The sequence below is a fragment of the Akkermansiaceae bacterium genome (genome assembly GCA_019634595.1).
Classification (GTDB): Bacteria; Verrucomicrobiota; Verrucomicrobiia; order Verrucomicrobiales; family Akkermansiaceae; genus Luteolibacter.
On sequence record JAHCBC010000002.1, the window covers coordinates 871,739 to 890,853 of the forward strand.

A 19,115-nucleotide genomic window follows, 5' to 3' on the forward strand; every position below is an offset into this window, starting at 1 on the left:
ATCACGGCAGGATCATAAAAAAGTGGCCGGCGTTCGCCCAGTCCGCCACCTGCAGCGGCACCCAGCGCAGCTCGAACCGCTGGCCCCAGGAATCGCTCACCGCGAGTTCGTTGGTCTTCTCGTTGTAGCCGATGATCATGCAGATGTGGCGGTTGTCTTCCGGCTTCGTCTTGCCCGCGAAGGAGGCGGCATCGGTCGCGATTTCCGTGGCGTAGGCGGTCCAGTCGGTGACGGAGCCTCGCTTCGCGGTGTTTTTGTCCGCCTGCTCGTTGTAGGCGTCCATCGAGCACATCGTCCACATCACCGGAATGCCGAGGTCGATGTAGCGCTTCACATCGCGGATCCGGAGGGCTTTCACATCCTCGTCCTTCGGGCGGCGGCCCTTGGTATAGACTTGGGAGCGGATGCCATCCAGGAGGTACTGCACCACCGTGCCGCCCCCCGCGTTGCTCTGGCCCACCATGGCCAGCAGATACATGTCGGCATCCATGCCCATGGTGCGCATCGCGCGCTCGAAGGTGGCGGGCACGCAGTAGCCCTTCGGCCCCTGGTCCACCATCGGGATCTCCGTGATATAGACGTCACCGTTGGGGTCTTTCTTCACGCTGTCCACCAGCCGCTTCTTGAGATCCTCATCCTTCATGCGGAGGGACTTTCCGCCCGCGTCCGCCGTTTCCGTGGAGACGATGGAAAGCCCGACATACTCACCTTCTTCATTGGAAAGCAGGAAGGAGTGGCCGTTCCAGTCCCAGCGGCGGATGGTGCGGCGGGTCTTTCCTTCGCCGAAACGCTGCTCCTTCGGCGCGCCGAGCACGGAGGTGAGCGCCTTCGAGACACTTTCCTCATCCATCTTCATCGCTTCCGCGAGGCTGGCGGCGGTGGCGGAGGTGCCGGCCTTGAAATGATCCTTCCCGAATCCCGCGGTGCTGCCGAAGTCGCCCTTGTTCGCATAGACGACGGAGACGCTGGTGACATTCCCTTCCTCGTTGGAATACAGCGCGACGGAATACGGCATGGTGCCGAACAACTGGTAGTCCTTCACGAAGGCGGCGTAGAGCCGCCAGCTCCGGCCATACTTCGACTGGGACTCCGGCTTGAGCTTCATGCCCTTCGCCATGTCCTCGGCCTTGCGCGTGGCGAAGGATTCCGAGGTGACGATCTCATGCCCGGCGGCGGTGTTCAGTGATCCGGCCGCATTCCCCGCCGTGGCGGCGGCTTCCGTGACGAACGCCTGGTCCGCCGCGCTCAGCTTGTCTTTCGGCAGTTCGAAAACCTTCCCGTCGCTGCGTTTCAGCTTCACGAGATCACCGGTCATCCCTTCGAACTTCGCCTGGATCTCCTGGCCGGTCGCGCTGCGGAACGTGCGGAACTCCTGTGCCATGGAGGGTGACGCCGTGCAGACGAGCAGCAACAGGGCGGAGAGCGGTGATTCCCAGCGTTTCATGGACTTAGGAAAGCCGGGAATCCGTCCGGGTCAATCCCCGAATCCGCTGCCACAGGCCGCCGCCGCCGGGGGATTTCCGGCGCACATTCCACAAAATGGCGGAGATGCGGGCGAACCCGCCGCGTTGACATCCGCCGCCCAGCCAGTACACGGTGCCGCACATGGACACGATGAAAATTATCCTTGGCGCGACGATCGCCCTTCTGCTCGGCGCGGTGGGCCTGTCATGGCATGGCATGCGCGAAGGGACGAAGGAGGCCTCCTCCGATGAAATCGCCCGTCTCAAGAAGCAGGTGGAGGAACTCCGTCTGGAGCAGGATCGCCTGCAGCTCGAAAAGCAGGCCCAGCAACTCCGGGCTTCCGAACCCGTCGCGCCGCCCGTCAGCTCCGTCGAAAGGGAGGCTCTGAAGGCCGAGCTGGCCGCCAAAGACGCCGAAATCGCCCGCATCGCCGAGGAAAAGGCGAAGGCGGAGCGGGATGCGAAGGTGAACCAGGATGAGGAAGGACTGCTCGGCCAGCGTGATCTCGAGAAAAGCGACAGCGAACTCCGCCGCGCCCGCCTGATCGGTGAGGCGCTTCTCATGGGCCGGGTGAAGGTTCTGGCCGGGGACGCGGAATCCGGCGTATTCGTGATCTTCGAGGTCCTGATGCCGGAGAATGTCCAGACGGGATCCGTTCTGGCGATCCGCCGGAAGACCGGGATCATCGGCCAGGTCAAGGTGTCGGAAATCACGGTTGAAGGTGGCATCGCGAACATCATGCCAGGCTACGGTGACTTCAAACCCGAGCCCGGGGACGAGCTGATCCTGCCTCCCCAGTAATCATTTTCCCTCTTTTCCCCATGTCCACCACCGTTGGCCTCATTTCACTCGGCTGCGCGAAGAACCTCATCGATTCCGAAGTCATGATCGGCCACCTCGCGCAGGCCGGCATGGCGCTCACTCCGGACCCGGAGCTTGCCGATGTTCTCATCGTCAACACCTGCTCGTTCATCGACATGGCGAAGAAGGAGTCCATCGACGCCGTCTTCGGCGCGGTGAACGCCCGCAAGGACAACCCGGAACTGGAGCGGCAGAAGATCATCGTCGCCGGTTGCCTTTCCCAGCGCTTCGCGAAGGACCTGCCCGGCATCATGCCGGAAGTGGACGCCTTCATCGGTCTCGACCAGATCACCAAGGTCGCGCCGATCATCGAGAACCTCCTCGGAAAGCAGAACCACGCGGAGGTCACGAAGGACGAAGGCCCCGCCGCCACGGATGATCCGCGCGACTTCGTCACGTTGAAGCCGCAGTACGTCCCGGACTACTCCACCCCGCGGATGCGCCTCACGCCGGACCACTTCGCTTATGTGAAGATCGCGGAAGGCTGCAACCACACCTGCACCTTCTGCATCATCCCGCAGATCCGCGGACGCCACCGCTCCCGCACCCAGGACAGCGTCGTCCGTGAGGTCGAGGCGCTGGTGAAGTCCGGTGTGAAGGAAATCAACCTCATCTCCCAGGACACCACCTACTTCGGCATGGACCAGTGGGAGGGCGACCGGCCGAAGCCGAACTCCCCGGTGGACTCCACCCGCGGCGAATCCCTCTCCACCCTGCTGCGTGAGATCAACAAGATCGAGGGCGACTTCTGGGTGCGCCTGCTCTACACCCATCCGGCCCATTGGTCGGACGAGCTGATCGCCACCATCGCCGAATGCGACAAGGTCGCGAAATACGTGGACATCCCGCTCCAGCACATCTCCGACCGCATGCTCACCGCCATGAAGCGGGTGACCAGCGGCGACTACATCCGCGACCTGCTGCGCCGTATGCGCGCGGGCATCCCGAACCTCGGCATCCGCACGACGTTCATCGTCGGCTTCCCCGGAGAGACCGAGGAGGATTTCAACGAACTGCTCGAGTTCATCGAGGAGTTCCGCTTCGAGCGCGCCGGCGTCTTCCAATACTCCAAGGAAGAAGGCACCCGCGCCAACAAGATGGACGGCCACCTCCACCACGCCACCCGCAAGAGCCGCTGGTCCCGCGCCATGGCCAAGCTCCAGAAGATCGCCGGAGAAACGAACCAGGAACAGGTCGGCAAGACCGTCCGCGTTCTGGTCGAGCAACCCGGCGTCGGCCGCACCGAATGGGACGCTCCTGAAATCGACGGCTCCGTCCATGTCGATGAGGACATCCCCGTCGGCGAGTTCGCCACCGTCACCATCAAGGACTGGCGCGGCTACGACCTGGTGGCGGCGAGATAAGCGCCGTCTTCAGGCCAGCCCGCCGGATGCTCCACGATCCCACCGCTTCCGGATCGTCCAGGCGATCCCTCCGGCGATGTAGATCACCCCGAGGACCAGCAGGAAACGCCCCGGTAGCCAGAGGTGGAGCAGCGTGCCGAACAAGGCTCCCAGAAAGAACGCTCCCAGCAGCATCACCGGAACTCCCAGTTTCCATGCCGCGATGTGGTGCCCCTTCAGGCGCATCCCCAGGTTTGTCCCCAGATCCGTCAGCAGGCCGGTGACGTGCGTGGTTCTGAGGACCATGCCCCGGTAATGGGTTGCCAGCGCGTTCTGCATCCCGCAGGCGCAGCTCGCCAGAAACACCGAGAGCCAGGGGATGCCCGTGAAGGTTCCGTGTGAAACCAGCAGCAGCCCCCCGATGGCGGTGATGGTGCGGCCGTAGGGGCGCGAGATTTCCAGCGTCGGATGATGGACGAAGAAGCCTGAGACCATCGCCCCGAAGATGAATCCTACGGTCGCCACCGCCAGATAGAGGGCTCCGGATTTCTCCCATCCATCGCCACCCAGGGACTGCATCGCCACCTTGGACACATCTCCGGTCAGGTGGCTCACCGAGGTTCCAAGATCAATCAGGAATCCGGCGTTCACCGCCGCTGCCAGGAATGCGAGGCAGCATCCTCCGAACACAATCCATCCCGCCTTCGGCTCCGGTGTCATCCTGCGGAGACTCTGGAACATCTCCGCGCGGGAACCAATCCGAATCCGGATCCGCCATCAGAACTTGATCGAGATATCCGCTGCGGTCGCCGGGCTGGAGAGGTTGATGCTGGAGTGGCGGTTGTATTTCAGGATACCGACCTTTCCTTTTACCATGATGGCGGCGTCCTGGACGGCGGCTTGGTCCGGCATGGTGGTGGCGCCTTCGACGACCACCACCTTGTCGAACGCGCCGGAGCCGCCGTTGCGCAGCATCACGAAAATCTCGTCTCCCGTGGTGGGGGTGTATCCGGCGGCGATGACCAGCTTCAGGGTCCCGCCCACCACGCCTGAGCCGGTCACCAGGACCTGGCCGTGCTGGCTTCCCGCGCCATCGCTTCCCGCGCCCACGGGGCCTTTCACATAGGCATGATAGGTGGACCCATCGAGAAGGGTGAGATCACCGTCGATGGTGAGCAGGTCAGGTGTGTCAACGAGTCCTCCCGCGAGGGTTCCGCCGGAAAGGATGGTGACGCCGCCTGCGGATGCCAGCCTGCCCTTCTGGCCGCAGAGGCGGCCACCGATGGTTGCGGTATTGATGCGGGTGTTCCGCGTGGCCATCTCGAAGATGCTGCCCGCCGAGGTGCTGAGGTTTTCGCAGGTCACCGGGGATGTCGCCTTGATGCTGAGGTAGGGCGTCTGGGATACGCTCAAGTCCGCACCGTCCACGTCGATAGCGGCATGGATGCCGAAGCGGCCCGTCCCGCTGAAGTTGAGCGCATGCCCTTGGCCGAGGATGGGGCCGTGCATGGCAAAAGTCGCTCCGTTGAGCGCCTGGATCCCCGCGTCATCCGTCAGGGTGATGCTGCTTGCGGTGTTGCCGCTGCCGCCGATGGAAAGAGCACCCTCTCCGTTAGGTCCGTTGCCGGCGATCCGGAGATCATGGGAGAATGCCACGCCGTGTGCCGTGTAGGAAATGTTCACGCGTGCTCCCGCAGCGACGTTGATCGGTCCGGTGCTGCCTTGGATGGCGGTGGAGATGTACTCCAGCGTGCCTTCATCGACGGCCACCGCGCCGGTGGAGCTACCCGCGCCGTTCAGCTTCAGGTAGCCGGGGCCGGATTTGCGGAACGGGCCGGAGCCGGTGAAGGTGCCGCTGCTGGTGACGGTCTTGCCCGCCGCCACCTCCATGCCCCCGCCGCCGCTGCCGAAGGTCAGTTCGCGCGTGAAGTTGATGGAGTTCGGGAAAGCCAGCGTGCCGCCCCCGTCGAGCGTGATCGGGGTTCCGCTTTCACCCATCACCGTCAGGTTCGGCAGTTCGAGCGTGGTGCCCGCGACCGTCAGCCGGGTGGAGTAGCTGGTTTGCGTTCCGGAGAGCCTCACCTTTGTTCCGGGCAGGCCGGTGAAGATGACGCCCGCGCTGCCGCGGATGGCGCTGGTGATCGTGGCATCCGGACCGGAGGCATAGATGTAGCCTTTGTTCGTGCCGAAATCGATCGCCCCGCCGGTGAGGGAGCCGTTGTTGAGGATCAGGCCGGCCTTGCCATCGGCACCGCTGAAGCTGAGCAAGCGGCTGGTCAGGATCAGGTTGTTCGTGTCCTGCACGCGGAGTCCCGTGACCGTCGCGTCGGCTGCCAGGGTGGTGGCTGCGGTGATGTTGGGGATCTCCCCGTTATCTGCCATCCACGCGCCCGATCGCTGGACGTAGCCCGTGTAAGGCTTGAAGCCACTGGTGGAGCCGTAGGCGGCGAAGTCACCGGTGCGGTCGCCCGCTGCCAGCAGGAAGGAGGGTGGGTAGGTGGCGCCGGGCGGCGTGTCCGCCTGGCCATCCAGCTTCAGCACGGTGTCCTGGCCCAGCGTTGCAACGAAGGTCGAGCCTTCACCGATGACGAAGGCGTCCGCGTTCGTCCCGGAACCGATGGTGGTGGTCAGCGTGTCCGCCGTGCCCTTGTCGAGGATCAGGCGGGCCGCGCCGTTGACCGTGAGTTTCGTTCCGGGGTTGCGGGCGATGGAAAAGTCCGCGTCGCCCGTGGCGGAGGAGTGCAGCGAGAGGGTTCCACCATTCAGGGTGATGTCGCCGTGGGTCACATCTCCGCCGCCCGTCGTGCGGAAGGTACCTCCGTTCACCACCAGGCCGCCGTTGAATTCCGCCGCGCTGCCGTTCCAGTCCAGCATCCCGGCCCCGGCCTTCACCAGCGCCTTGCCTGCCGCCACCCGGATGGGTCCGTCCACGGTGAGGGTGAACGCGCCGGTATCGATGACAGGCGCGGCTGCCGCCACCGTGAGTCCGCCCACCGTCTGGTCCGCGCCCAGTGAGATCCGCCCGCCCACGTTCAGCACCCCGCCGCCGAACGCGCCGGAGACGTTGGACCGGATTTCCCCGGAAGATGAGAGCGTGCCGGTGTAGGTCCCGGGGGCATTGAGGATCACCGAGCCGGTGCCGGTTACGGACAACGGACCGGAGCCGGACAGCGCACCGTTGAAGATGACCGTGCGCCCGCCGGTATCGAGCGTGCCTCCGCCGGAGGAAACGACGACCGGATTGTCCGCCACCACGGTGCCCGCCGCGCGGAGGGTGCCACCGTCGAACTCGATGGCCCCGCTGCCGAAGGCGGTCCGTGAGCTGCCCGGGATCTCCAGAATCCCTCCTTTCAGGATGGTGCCTCCGGTGTGCAGGTTGACCACGCCGAGACGCTGCGTGTTCGTGTCGATCTTCGTGATCGACCCCGACCCTCGGATCACGCCGGTGTGGTTCGTGGTGTAGCAGTCGGGGCGGTTGTGATTGCCCAGCGTCAGGTGATGACCTGCCAGATCGATGTTGCCCCAGCCATCCAGGCCGCCGAGCTTGAGGTCGGTGGCGGGCGTGAGCGCGTCATGCTTCTTCAGCGTGACGATGCTGTTTTGGAGCGCTCCGGCCGACTCCACCCGGACGGTTCCATGTTTGATCTCCGTGCGGCCGGTGAAGGTGTTGTCACCCGCCAGGGAAAGGGTGCCGTCGCCCACCATGATGAGCCGCCCCATGTTCACTCCCGCCACCAGTTCCGGCAGGCCGCTGGAGAAGTCCCGGTAGCCGGTGTCCACCAGGTCGCCGTTGAGCGCGACGTTTCCAGGCCCGGAAACCACCACACCGCCCGTGCCCAGCATGTCGGTCTTTCCGTTGATGACGATCTTTCCTCCCGCCTGCCACGGACGCAGGTAAAGGGCTGCGGAGCGGGTGTTGATGTCCGTGTTGAAGGTCGAGGTGGCCGCCGAGTACTGGTTGATGCCGTACATGGCGTAGCCGTTGGCGAGCCACTTGTTCACCGCTTCCAGTTCGATGGGGTTGCCATTGATCTCGTGATCCCCGGAGTCCGCGCCAAAGTTGATGCTGCGCACCCGCTTGGTCACCGGGATGTCGTTCTGGAACGTCCCGCCTGCCGTGGAGTTGAAGTCGAGCGTGTGCGTCTCATCCACGATGCCGGAAAATCCTCCCCCGCTCTGGTTCCAGTTGCCCGCTCCCGCCAGATGGAGTGCGCCGGGGGCGCTGACGGTGATGCTTTTCCCCGCTCCGGAAGCGGCGGTGGTGGTGAAGCTGGCGCTGGCCTGCCCCGCCGGGATGGTCAGCGTTCCCGTCGATCCGTCGAAGGATGGCGACCCCGTGAGCTGGTATTCCGCGGGGAATGAAGCGTTGCCTGTGACGCCGAACGATAGGTTCAGTGCATCTGTCATTGGCCCGGAGCGGGTGAACGTCCAGGTGGCGGTCCCACCGGACGATGGGATCTCCGTGTGGTCCAGGGTGAGCGTCACCCCGTTTCCGAAATCGACCGGCGCGGAAGGCGTGCCGTTCCCGGGGGACGCGGCTGCCATCATGCGGCTGGCTCGCAGGCGGAAAAACCGGCGGGTGGTATCGGATTGCGGCAAAGAGGCACGGACGGTCTCCACGCTGCCGGAGGTGGAGAGAATCTGCTCGGAAATGAGGTCTGTCCTCCAGTCATCCGGACGCAGCGTTTCCGACCATTCCACCACCGGAAATGCCGCCGCCGCCGTGTCACGGGTGTAGGTGAAATGGAATCCCTCCGCTCCCCGGGAAAGGATGCCGGGCACCGCATTTCGGGCACCGATCGGGCTGCCGGTGGCGTATTCCATCAGATTGGGGATGCCATCTCCGTCCTCGTCGTCCAGGTCCGCCACCTCTTTGCCTTTGTGGCGGATGGCGGAAAAGGAGGAGGGGGCGGATCCGATGCGGAGGGTGGCGGAACGGGAGGCGTCCGCCCCCTGCCAGGTGACGCGCTTCTCCACCGGCGCGATGAAGTGGATCGCCCGTCCGCTGAGGCCGTTGTGCTTGTTGTAGATCCAGCCGAGCTGCCCCACCTCCTTGTTGAAGGGCATGGGGTAGGCGGAGGCGTGGGGAAAGCCGCCCAGCAGCGTGGGGTAGTCCCCCGGTCCCCCGATCACGCCCCGGCCGGGCACCTCATTCTTTTCGATGCTGACGCTGGGCTCCCATGAGTAGGTCTGGAACGCGTCCGTCGTCACGAACTGGAGATCTTTTCCGTGGCTGCCGTTGAAGCCGAACATCACCAGCCATTTGTTCAGGTACCGGCTCCACAGCATGCCGGTGACACCGTACATGTTCCCATGGGTGAAGGTCTCGACGTTCGGCGCGCCCATGGCATAGCCATCGACCCCTGTCGCGATGTCGTAGGTGATGGTCTTCCTGCCGTTGTATTTCCCATGATCGATCCAATGGTGGGAGATTCTCACCAGCCGCGGCCGTGCGGGATCCGTGCGGGTGTCGATCGCGCAGATGCTCATCGCCCGCAGCGGGCCTTTCTTCCAGGTCTTCCCGTTGTCGATGGAGTAGATCGTCCGCGAGCCGTTCACCTCCCGCCCGGCCCAGTCCTCGATGTGGGTGAATCCGACCAGGTAGTTGTCGTCGATGACGTGTTCCTCCGTGGCGGATGGCGTGCTGTAGGTGGCGTCGTTCGGGTAGATCTCCAGGGTGACGGTCTGCCCACGCAAGGTCGGGTCGATGTCCACGGGCCGGTACACATCCTGGATCCAGTAGCCGCGTTCGTCAGGAGCATCTTCCGGCCCCCCGGGGATCCACTGGCCGTCCTTGCGGGTGTAGTCCAGAAGGAATCCGCCGCTGTGGCGGGACATCCACCAGCTCAGGTTCGTGTCCGGCTCGTTCGCCCCACCCCACACCAGGGGGAACTGCGCGTCCGGGAACCAGCCCGGTTTCGTGAACTTCGTGCCCGTTTCATCTCCCTCATAGACCGGGGTGATGGGACCGAGGATGCCGGACAGGTTGGCGGCTCCGGCGATTGCAGGAAATGTGGCCGCGGCAAGGATGAGGTGGCTCGGGGACATGGTGGGTTTTCCGGGGCTGGGTGTCTCCGGTAATAACTGATTTCCCGAATCCGCGGGATGTGACACGGGAAATCACTCACCCCGCCATCGGTGTGCCGGGAAAGTGATGCGCGTGCAGGAGGGCGAAAATCCGGAGCCTTTCGCGGAGCTGGATACCAACCTCCCTCCACTGCCGCCCGGCCACGGCCTCCCAAATGGCATCGACCGATGGCACAGGGATATCGCCCAAAGCCGGCCGCACGGCCTGCATCAGGGAAAGCGGCCTGGCCAAGCCTTGTGAGGCCACCTGCATCAGGTCGATGGTTTCCGGCCGTTTGAAGGGAATCCGCCCATGGATCAGTTCATAATCGAACCCCACGCAGTTGTAGCCCACCACCTGGGCCGCCCGCTGCAAATGCACCACCAGACAGGCGCATTCGTCACCGCGGAACATTCGGAAGCCTGAATGCGCATCGAACGTCGCGGCGACGGCCACTCCGCGGCGGCGGGTGGCGGCTTTGCCGAAACCTCCCGCTTCCGCGGCGGTTCTTTCCGGGATCACCTCCAGATAGAGATGCCGGACCCGGTCCGGTCCGGCGGATGGTCGGTCGGTCATGATGGATGGGCTAGGGTTTGCGGATTTCCTTCGGTGAAGCCACGACTTTGCATCCGGGATTCTGTTGCTCGAAGATTCTCCGTGCCATCACCGTGTCGGTGGCCTGGATGATGGCCTTCTGGGTCGCGGAGTTGGAGGAGCCTGTCAGGATGTAGGAGATTTCAAATGACCGGTGGGACATGACGGATGGGGTTGGAGGGTTGGGGGCTTGTTTGGATCAGATCAGGGGAAAAGGCCGGAGATCCCCGCGCAGGTAAAGGGGGTGGCCCGGAGAGCCATTGAGGTTGCGGGACAAGGCATGCATCGGCGGCAGCATCGCACGCACCGCCGCATCCCGCCCGAGGTGGGAACCATGTGCTCCCCAGGCGGCCAAGATCAGGTCCGCGCCGCGGACCAGGCGCTTCAGCGCGGCATCGTTGCCCGGGCCGATGGGATCCGGCTGGCGTTTCATTTCCGCCGGATCCGTGTCGCGCCAGGCGAAAAGATTGCCGATGCGGACTTCCCCGAATCCCCAGCGCTTGGCGTAGGCGATGCACCGCCGCACCGTGGGATCGGTTTCATCCTGGTCCGCGGTCGAGGGATTCAGGAGAATGAACAGGCAGGATGGACCATCCGACCAGCGGTAGGACCACGTGTAGCGGTAAAGCCCGCAGGGGGAAATCGTGGCGATATAGGATGACCCGGTGATGGGCCTGGCATGGCGTGCGGCGGTTTTCATAAGGGGTAGGGGGAGAATGGTCATTCGGAGCTTTCGGCCTGGATCTGTTTCCTCGCCGCCACCCGCTCCGCCTTCGCCTGCATCCGCTTGCCCCTCGGGCGCAGATGCCTCGCCCAGGAGCGGGTTTTTGCAAAGGTGTCTTTTCTTGCGTGGGCCATGGAGGATCGGGTTGGACAGCGTTACCGGAAGCGTTGTTTCCGTTGGCAGGCGACGGAGCGGAAGTTATCCGATTCCTCTTCCTCGTTCCGGGACAAAGTTTGTGGACAAACTGGTGGCGCAGTAAGGGTGAACATTGCGGCAGAGCCGCCATGTCCGCTTCGCTCCCATTCCTGCCCACCGGCGGCATTGGGAACACGGAGCAATGGCGTTTCCCATAGGTCGCCCCATGCTGCCGAGGGCCACTCCTGAGTGTCCCTTGCTCCACATGGATCCTATGCTTCCCATTCCTGCGAATGTCAGTCTCCCATCATCCGGGGAAAGTGGATGGGGTGCACTATGCTATTCGTCGTAATCAGTACACGCAAGTGAGCTTCTTCCAATGTTGCAATTCAATTTAATCCCATTGGAGATCCTTGGAGAAAAGCCAGGAGCGAGATTGTCGCAAAAGATGATTTCCAAATTATTATCTAATTTTCCGGTATCCCTCAATCTTGATATCAGGCAATTTCCTAAATATGATGTTGCGTTGTTTGCTCCATGAAAGACGATTGCTTCCAGATTTTTTGCGCCTTCAAATTCGTCAAATAATGATTCGATATAGGCAATGGGACATTTATAGCCCCAGCAGCGGATGAGAGCGGATTCTTCGATGGAATTGAAATCAAAGCTACTCCAGCTTTGACTGGTGATCCAAGGAAAGAAATTGGCGGCCACGAGGTGGAATTCAGTATCGTCGTCCATGTGGCCAGGGGGGCAACCGTTGTCTTTCAGATGGCCAATCACTCTGCCCAGTCGATCTCGCATTTTTGTATCGTCGCTGATTGGAATGCTGGAATTCAAATAAGATGATCCTTGTCCATAATTTATGCCAACTACGAGAACCACCGGCAGGTCTGCATCGGATGAATTGGAATCAATCACCGCGCCGGCGGCAACCAATCCGCTGTCGCGATTGTCGGGGGTCTGCAGTACGAGGCATGTATCGAGATAATCTGTTGATGATTTATAGCTCTTGGAAGTTAGGCCGCAGAAGCATTTTCCGGGCACACAAGGGAGGAATGTGTCGGGTTGGACTTTTTGGGAGGCGTTTCCGTTGATCTGGACTTGCTCGCCCGTTGTCGGTTCAAGAAGTTCACGGAATTTCTGTTGATTGAATTTTCCAAGAATATTTTCGATATCTTTTCGTTTCATGATTTTTGAATTTGGTTGGATATGGGATGATGAAGGTTATCTCAAAAGGTTCCTCGTTCTCCTGTAATCCGGCTCATCGATAAACCCAATCCGCTTGCAGATGTATTCATATCGTGCTTCGCCTTTCAATTTCCGGGACCGTGCCTCCTTGTCCGCTTCCTTCGCCCGGATCTTCAATTCATGGAGTTCATTCCTCCCGGTGGAGAATCCCGGGCCTTGCCTCATCACGCCACGGGCGTTGTGAAGGGCCTTGATCTTGTTCCAGTGCAGGTCGCGGCTCGCATCGAAGCTCATGTATCCGGGAATGAAGATCTGGGTGCCGAACGGGGTGAGGACCACGGACGGTTTCAGGAGCAGCGGCTTGTCCCCTGACATCCCCCACAGGTAGTACTTCCAGCAGAAAAGATCGAACAGCGCCTGGAACCGTGCTTTGGGGCTTGAGAATGCCGCGCCTTCCCCCCGTTCCCAATTCCGTTCGGGGATGAGCGTGCGATGAAAGAGGTCCCGGCCCTTCAGGTGGCGGCGGAATTGTTTTTTGAGAGCTTCCCAGTCATTGCGGAATTCAGCGGACTCACGCAGCCAGACATCATATTCCTCATATTTCTCCGGAGCTTTCAGATATTCATCGAAGCGGCCATCGTGGATCAGCCGTTCCGATTTCCGCACGACCTCCGGTTTGTCGAGAACGAGGCGATTGAGGCCACAGCTTTGATCATCCGTTTTACCTTCCCAGTGGCCGAGAATGATCGATGCGACGATCCCGGCTTCGGGCAGACGTTTTGCCGGAGGGCGTTCCAACTGCCCCCGCAGAAAGCCCGCATGGTTTTCCGGAAACGATGGAAAGGCGGAGCCACATTGCCAGAACGCGAAACAGCACCAGCCGAAGGCCTCCGCGAGGCGAAGGGTCTCCGGGGACTCATCCTTTTCCAGGAGTCCCGGCAGTTCCCCGAAGAGGAATTTCAGCAACTCCTTGGCTGATTTCTGGTCGCAGAAGGGCCTCTCCGCCAAAGCTCCGGGAAGCTCCTTTCTCCATTGCCCCCGCGAAAGACCGAACCGCTCCAGCCACCGGTCCTTGAACGATTCAATTTGGCTCACCGTTGTACCCTATCCGTTGCGTCAAGCGGTGGCGGCCTCCGCGTGGGGGGCAGGCGCGCCGAAACTTTACCTTGCCAAAAGTCCGGGCAGCCGCTTGATTTCCCGCCCAACCTCAACCAAGGACGGTCTGGCTCCGGCTGGATCCACCCTTCAAGACCATGGCCAAAGAAATCAACCTCGCCGAATACAAGCAACACGAAGGAGACACCGGCAGCTCCCCATATCAAGTTGCTCTCCTCACCAAGCGCATCGTCGAACTGACGGACCACCTGAACATCCACACCAAGGACTTCTCGTCCCGCCGTGGCCTTCTGAAAATGGTCGCCGTCCGCCGCAAGCACCTCGACTACATCAAGGCGCACAACCAAGAAGGCTACCAGAAGCTGATCGACAGCTTGGGCCTCCGCCGCTGAGGCAAAATCCACTCTCCGCAATGCAGCCACGGGATATCCCGTGGCTGTTTTGCAAAAACGGTTCCGCTTCCGTCACGGATGGGGGATCGTCAGACAAACCCTCCTCCGCCGACTGTTTCGGCCGCGGAACCCCGTCTGGAACCTGAAATCGCCCGCCTGACATCCGGTCATGCGGGCCGTACGCATAAGAAAAGAAGAACGAAAATGAGTATTCATACCATCACGAGCCAAGTCGGCTCGAACCCGATCACGATTGAAACCGGCAAACTTGCCAAACTCGCCGACGGTGCTGTTACCGTCCGCAGTGGTGACACCATCATCCTCGTCACCGCCGTCTCCGCCACCAAAGTGAAGGATGGCCAGACGTGGTTCCCACTCTCCGTGGAGTATAAGGAGAAAGCCTCCGCAGCCGGTGTTTTCCCCGGTGGCTACTTCAAGCGCGAAGGCCGCCCGACCGAAAAGGAAATCCTCACCTGCCGGATGACGGACCGCCCGCTGCGCCCGCTGTTCCCGAAGGGTTATTTCTACGACACCCAGATCATCGCCATCCTGCTCAGCGCCGACGGTGAGAACGACGCCGACATTCTCTCGATGAACGGCGCCTCCGCCGCACTTTGTCTTTCCGACATCCCGTTCGCAGGCCCCATCGGTGCCGTGCGCGTCGGCCGCGTCGATGGTCAGTTCGTCATCAACCCGACCCACGACGAGCGCGCCGAAAGCGACCTCGACCTCGTCTATGTCGGCAACAAGACCGACGTCATCATGATCGAAGGCCAGGCTGACGAACTCCCGGAAGACGAGTTCATCGCCGCCCTGCACCACGCCCAGGCCGCCGTCGTGAAGCTTATCGAAGCCCAGGAAGAACTCGTCCGTCTCGCCGGCAAGGCGAAGCGCGACTTCACCCCGGTCCTCGCCAAGGAGAACCTCCTCGAGATCGCCTACGAAATCGCCGGTGACCGCATCGAAGGCGCCATCTACGCGCCGACCAAGACCGAGCGTGCCAAGAAAGTCGGCGCCCTCCGCGACGAAGTGGAAGCCGCCATCAAGGAGCGCGCTCCGGATGCCACCGCCTTCGACGTCGAGCAGGCCTTCGAATACCTCCAGAAGAAAGCCTTCCGGATCTCCATCATGGACAAGGGCGTCCGCGCCGACGGCCGCTCCATCGGCGACCTCCGCACCCTCTACGGGGAAGTCAGCACCCTGCCACGCGTCCACGGCTCCGCCATCTTCTCTCGCGGAGAGACCCAGGCGCTCGCCATCACCACGCTGGCTCCGGCCGATGAGAAGCAGAACTTCGACAACTACTCCGGTGGTGAGTCCGAGAAGCGCTTCATCCTCCACTACAACTTCCCTCCCTTCTCCGTCGGTGAAACCGGTCGGATGGGTGGCATCAACCGCCGCGAAATCGGCCACGGATCGCTCGCCGAGCGCTCCATCGAGCCGGTCATCCCGGACGAAGCCGACTTCCCATACGCGATCCGCGTTTCCTCCGAAGTCACCGAGTCCAACGGCTCAACCTCCATGGCGACCGTCTGCGCCGGCACCATGGCCCTCCTTGACGCCGGTGTCCCGCTGATCCGCCCTGTTGGTGGTATCTCCGTCGGCCTCGTCACCGAGAACAACGAGGACGGCTCCCTCAAGTCCCACAAGATGCTCCTCGACATCATCGGTTCCGAAGACTTCTACGGCGACATGGACTTCAAGCTCTGCGGCACCAGCGAAGGTGTCACCGGCTACCAGCTCGACCTCAAGCTCCCCGGCCTGCCCCTCGGCATGCTGGAAGAGGCGATCCGGATCGCCAAGGACGGCCGCACCAAGGTGCTCGCCAAAATGGCCGAGTCCATCACCACCGCTGCTGAACTCAGCCCGCACGCACCGCGCATCGTCTCCGTAAAGATCCCCGCCGACCGCATCGGCGAGCTCATCGGACCTGGCGGCAAGAACATCAAGGGCATCCAGGCCGAGTCCGGCGCCGAGATCAACATCGAGGACGACGGCACCGTTCACATCTACGCTTCCAAGCAGCAGGGTCTCGACCGTGCGAAGGAGATGATCGACCGCATGTTCCAGGAGATCGAGGTGGGCAAGACCTACACCGGCCGCGTCGTTTCCATCACCGCCTTCGGCGCGTTCATGGAAGTGCTGCCCGGCAAGGACGGCCTCATCCACGTCTCCGAGCTGGCCGAAGGCCGCACCGAGAAGGTCGAGGACGTCGTCAAGAAGGGCGATGTCGTCACCGCCAAGTGCCTCGGCGTCGATGAGAAGGGCCGCGTGAAGATGTCCCGCCGTGCCTGGCTCCGCGACCAGAAGGCCGCAGAAGCCGAGGCGAACGCCCCGGCCGCCGAAGCCGCCGCCGCTGAATAATCCGCTGGGAGCGCCGGTCTTCAGACCGGCTCTTCTCCGCTTTCCAAAGCCGGCATCCGAAAGGGTGCCGGCTTCTCCTTTTTCTTGCCCGCATCATTAAGGTCCACAGGGGCCCGACGATCGTGAAAAAGTGATTGATGCCGCCGTCCGTGTCTATGGGGACGATGTGGCGGCAACCGCGGGCGTGCGCGCGTGGATGGAGCAATCGGAGCCCGCGTCCGGGAAACCCAGGTGAAACAGGACATACCTCGGAACGGTGCTGGTGCCGTTCTGGCGGTAAAAGATTCATGGCCGTCCGTGCCGGGATGGGGTGGACGCGGTGTTCGGCGTGGTGCTGAACGCGATCCGGCGGACGACGGTGAAAAGGCGTTTTTCCCGCTTGGGAGGCGGGATCCAGGGGATTTTACCCCCCATTTCTACCGTCATCGCGTTATGCCGGAATGTCCGGAATGGAGTATAAGTAAGGGCGTCAGGACGACAACTCCCGACACCCACCGATCAAAATGGCCCACCGGCCGGACCTGATCACCCAACTCCCCCCACCCGATATCGAAATGAAATCATTCCTTGCCAGCCTGGCAACACTGCTCATCGCCCTCGCCGGATCCGCCTCCGGCAACACGGGAGCGAACGTCCAGTGCTGGGCTCCCGGCATGACCGCCCCGATCACGCTCAACTCCCACGGCCAGGGCATCGGTGTCTATTGCGGCCGTCCTGAAAACTACGTGATCTACGGCGTCGCCGGCAGCATCACCCTGGGCAACCAGTGCGACGGTGCCTTCCCGGATCCGAACTCCTCGGACAATCGCTTCCGCCAGGGATGGTGGATCGGCGGCCTCGGCGCGCACACCAACATTTCCTCCCACGTGAAGCTCCAGGTGAACTGGGCGCAATACTACCCGAAGCGGGTTGAGGTCACCGGCGACCGCCCCGGCGTCAGCAGCGGTCCGGTCCGGCTTTATGGTGAAACCTGGGAGACCGCGAAAAAGTTCGGCTATCGGGAAACGACCGTCGTCTTCCACCTCGCCGGTTCCCAGGACTATGCGATCCCGAACCGCAATCCTTCCGGCTTCTTCTACGTCGTCGGTGAGATCAATCCGACCGCTGGCGAACCGACCGGAAAGCTCACCATCGACAGCAACTACCTCCTGCGCGGGAACATCACCCCCGTCGGCTACAGCATCACCCGCGGCAGCAGCACCAAGGGTCAGACCCCTCCCTTCACCGCCTACAATCCGGGGAATGAGGTGGTTTTCGCAAAGACGAATTGATATTCAGGAAATATGAAAAGCGCTCTCCCGCTTCTTGCGATCCTCGCCCTGCCATCCATGGCATCAGCACAGCAGCGCCCCGGAGGCGGGGGGCATGGCGAAGAGTTCATCCCGAAAAATCGCCCCGCCCCGGCGGCGGTCGTGACGACTGATGCCCAGCTTCTCGCGGCGCAGAAGGCACAGAAATTCGGCGGCCTTGCCCCGAAGGACCAGAAGCAGGAAACCTGGGAACTGGAGGCAAACTCCTCCTACCTCAAGTATGACGGCACGGTGACTTTGGTTCCGAAAGGCGCGATCCTCTTCGTGCCCGACCGCTTCAAGGAGGCGGTCGTCACCGGCATCTCCGGGAAGTTCAGCCTCTGGCATGAATTCTCCACCAAATACCGCGGTCTGGTGACTCCGTTCGAAATCACCGTCGAACAGGCATCGGGGGCCAAACCGATCGAAGAGGAACGGCTCGCCGTCGCCCGCCGCTCGGGGCTGATTCTTGTTGCGGTCTTCAATGGGAATCCCATTTCCGTTCATTCCAACGCTTCCGCAGCGTCAGGCAACACCTCCGCACCATGAAGAACTTCATCTCCACAGCCGCCATCGCGCTGATGTTGGTCACCCGCGGCGAATGCACGGATTTCATCCGTCAGATCCAGACCGTCAACGGGAACACGGTCATCTATGACATCCCCATCGCCAATGACAGTGGCACTGTGAATTCCCAGCCGATCACGTCCGCCACCGCCACATTCCAGCTTTATGCCACCGTCACGGCGAACAACACCACCAAGCTGGTGAAGCTGGATGAAAAGGCGACCGGGACCTACATGCCCACCGTCACCCTGCAGGCCACTTCGGAAGACCCGCACGTGCCGGCCCGCACCCGCGCGGACAGGGCTTACGGCATGAGGCTGAAGGTGGAGGGCATGCAGACGGATCCGGCCGTTCCCGACTATGCGAAGAGCGTGCGGATGAACCGCAGCTACGCGCTCTATGATGCCGTGAGCTACCAGCCGAACGGGACGGCGGGTGAGTATGCGGATGCCTTCAGCTTCTATCAGAACGGCGAGTATCAGAGCGCGGTCACTCAGCGCCTGCCGGTTGCCAGCCCCACCAAGGCGGTGGGCGAGGAATCCTTCACCGTCTATACCCGCACCAGCAGCGGTGCGGTGCAGAGCCAGTTGGCGAAGGCCACCATCAAGATCTGGCCCGTGGCCACCGCGGAGATCACCGGCATCGAGCCGGACCAGCTCTTCACCTCCGCACCGAAGAATGCCACGCTGATGGTGAAGGACATCTACCCCGGAGCGAAGATCTACGCGCAGATTTACAAGGGCAGGGAACTGCTGGGGACCGTCGGCAGGATCCTGCCGTCCACCGCCGTCGCCTACTCGGACGCGGTCGAGGTGCCGCAGAACCAGGCGCTGGTGATCGGTGATCTGGAGAGCTTCGTCAGCACCGACGGGGACTACACCATCGAGATGCTGACCATCACCCCCTTCAACAACGGCGCCCCGGAACGTCTGGCTCACGTCACCTTCCAACTGAAGCGCGCCATGTCCGTAAGGGCGATGATGGGCACCATGGAGTGAGCGGTTCTTG

At 62.3% G+C, this 19,115-nt stretch carries 16 protein-coding genes; 7 read left to right on the forward strand and 9 right to left on the reverse strand.

Features of this window, described 5'->3' with window-relative positions; all coding sequences use genetic code 11:
- Window position 1: 1 nt before the first annotated feature.
- A complete protein-coding gene (locus KF712_09555; protein ID MBX3741223.1) occupies window positions 2-1,444 on the reverse strand; it encodes a hypothetical protein in 1,443 nt (480 codons plus the stop codon).
- A 170-nt stretch (window positions 1,445-1,614) separates the two neighbouring features.
- Between KF712_09555 and KF712_09560 the strand changes: the two genes are divergently transcribed.
- Window positions 1,615-2,265: a hypothetical protein gene (locus KF712_09560; GenBank protein ID MBX3741224.1), complete on the forward strand. Its 651-nt coding sequence runs from the start codon at window positions 1,615-1,617 to the stop codon at window positions 2,263-2,265.
- 20 nt (window positions 2,266-2,285) lie between these two features.
- Window positions 2,286-3,689, forward strand: coding sequence for a 30S ribosomal protein S12 methylthiotransferase RimO (gene rimO, locus KF712_09565; protein ID MBX3741225.1), 1,404 nt, complete (start codon window positions 2,286-2,288; stop codon window positions 3,687-3,689).
- A 9-nt stretch (window positions 3,690-3,698) separates the two neighbouring features.
- On the opposite strand, the gene KF712_09570 is transcribed toward rimO, so the two are convergent.
- The 8 genes from KF712_09570 to KF712_09605 form a co-directional block, all read right to left on the reverse strand.
- Complete coding sequence (locus KF712_09570) at window positions 3,699-4,409, reverse strand: DUF1275 domain-containing protein (GenBank protein MBX3741226.1); 711 nt, start codon at window positions 4,407-4,409, stop codon at window positions 3,699-3,701.
- Between the two features lie 36 nt (window positions 4,410-4,445).
- Entirely contained in the window at window positions 4,446-9,716 is a 5,271-nt protein-coding gene (locus KF712_09575) for an autotransporter-associated beta strand repeat-containing protein (protein ID MBX3741227.1), read from the reverse strand.
- Between the two features lie 76 nt (window positions 9,717-9,792).
- The gene (locus KF712_09580) at window positions 9,793-10,311 is read right to left on the reverse strand and encodes a hypothetical protein (GenBank protein MBX3741228.1); all 519 of its coding nucleotides are present in this window, start codon (window positions 10,309-10,311) and stop codon (window positions 9,793-9,795) included.
- Between the two features lie 10 nt (window positions 10,312-10,321).
- Window positions 10,322-10,492 carry a hypothetical protein gene (locus KF712_09585; protein ID MBX3741229.1) on the reverse strand — a complete coding sequence of 57 codons (171 nt, stop codon included), beginning with the start codon at window positions 10,490-10,492 and terminating at the stop codon, window positions 10,322-10,324.
- 36 nt (window positions 10,493-10,528) lie between these two features.
- Window positions 10,529-11,029: a DUF1643 domain-containing protein gene (locus KF712_09590; protein MBX3741230.1), complete on the reverse strand. Its 501-nt coding sequence runs from the start codon at window positions 11,027-11,029 to the stop codon at window positions 10,529-10,531.
- A gap of 20 nt (window positions 11,030-11,049) precedes the next feature.
- Window positions 11,050-11,187, reverse strand: a complete 138-nt coding sequence (locus tag KF712_09595) for a hypothetical protein (protein ID MBX3741231.1) — start codon at window positions 11,185-11,187, stop codon at window positions 11,050-11,052.
- A gap of 340 nt (window positions 11,188-11,527) precedes the next feature.
- The gene (locus KF712_09600) at window positions 11,528-12,379 is read right to left on the reverse strand and encodes a hypothetical protein (protein ID MBX3741232.1); all 852 of its coding nucleotides are present in this window, start codon (window positions 12,377-12,379) and stop codon (window positions 11,528-11,530) included.
- A gap of 36 nt (window positions 12,380-12,415) precedes the next feature.
- Window positions 12,416-13,474, reverse strand: coding sequence for a hypothetical protein (locus KF712_09605; protein ID MBX3741233.1), 1,059 nt, complete (start codon window positions 13,472-13,474; stop codon window positions 12,416-12,418).
- 158 nt (window positions 13,475-13,632) lie between these two features.
- Here KF712_09605 and rpsO point away from each other — a divergent pair, with 158 nt between their 5' ends.
- The 5 genes from rpsO to KF712_09630 all read left to right on the forward strand — a co-directional run bounded on the left by rpsO (window position 13,633) and on the right by KF712_09630 (window position 19,105).
- Window positions 13,633-13,887, forward strand: coding sequence for a 30S ribosomal protein S15 (rpsO, locus tag KF712_09610; GenBank protein MBX3741234.1), 255 nt, complete (start codon window positions 13,633-13,635; stop codon window positions 13,885-13,887).
- Window positions 13,888-14,091: 204 nt separating this feature from the next.
- Window positions 14,092-16,251: a polyribonucleotide nucleotidyltransferase gene (locus KF712_09615; GenBank protein ID MBX3741235.1), complete on the forward strand. Its 2,160-nt coding sequence runs from the start codon at window positions 14,092-14,094 to the stop codon at window positions 16,249-16,251.
- Window positions 16,252-16,805: 554 nt separating this feature from the next.
- Window positions 16,806-17,522: a hypothetical protein gene (locus tag KF712_09620; GenBank protein MBX3741236.1), complete on the forward strand. Its 717-nt coding sequence runs from the start codon at window positions 16,806-16,808 to the stop codon at window positions 17,520-17,522.
- Window positions 17,523-17,534: 12 nt separating this feature from the next.
- Window positions 17,535-18,089, forward strand: coding sequence for a hypothetical protein (locus tag KF712_09625; GenBank protein ID MBX3741237.1), 555 nt, complete (start codon window positions 17,535-17,537; stop codon window positions 18,087-18,089).
- Window positions 18,086-19,105 (forward strand): hypothetical protein, encoded by a 1,020-nt coding sequence (locus tag KF712_09630; protein ID MBX3741238.1) that lies wholly within the window; start codon window positions 18,086-18,088, stop codon window positions 19,103-19,105. Before KF712_09625 ends, KF712_09630 begins: the two co-directional genes overlap by 4 nt.
- Window positions 19,106-19,115 lie beyond the last annotated feature (10 nt).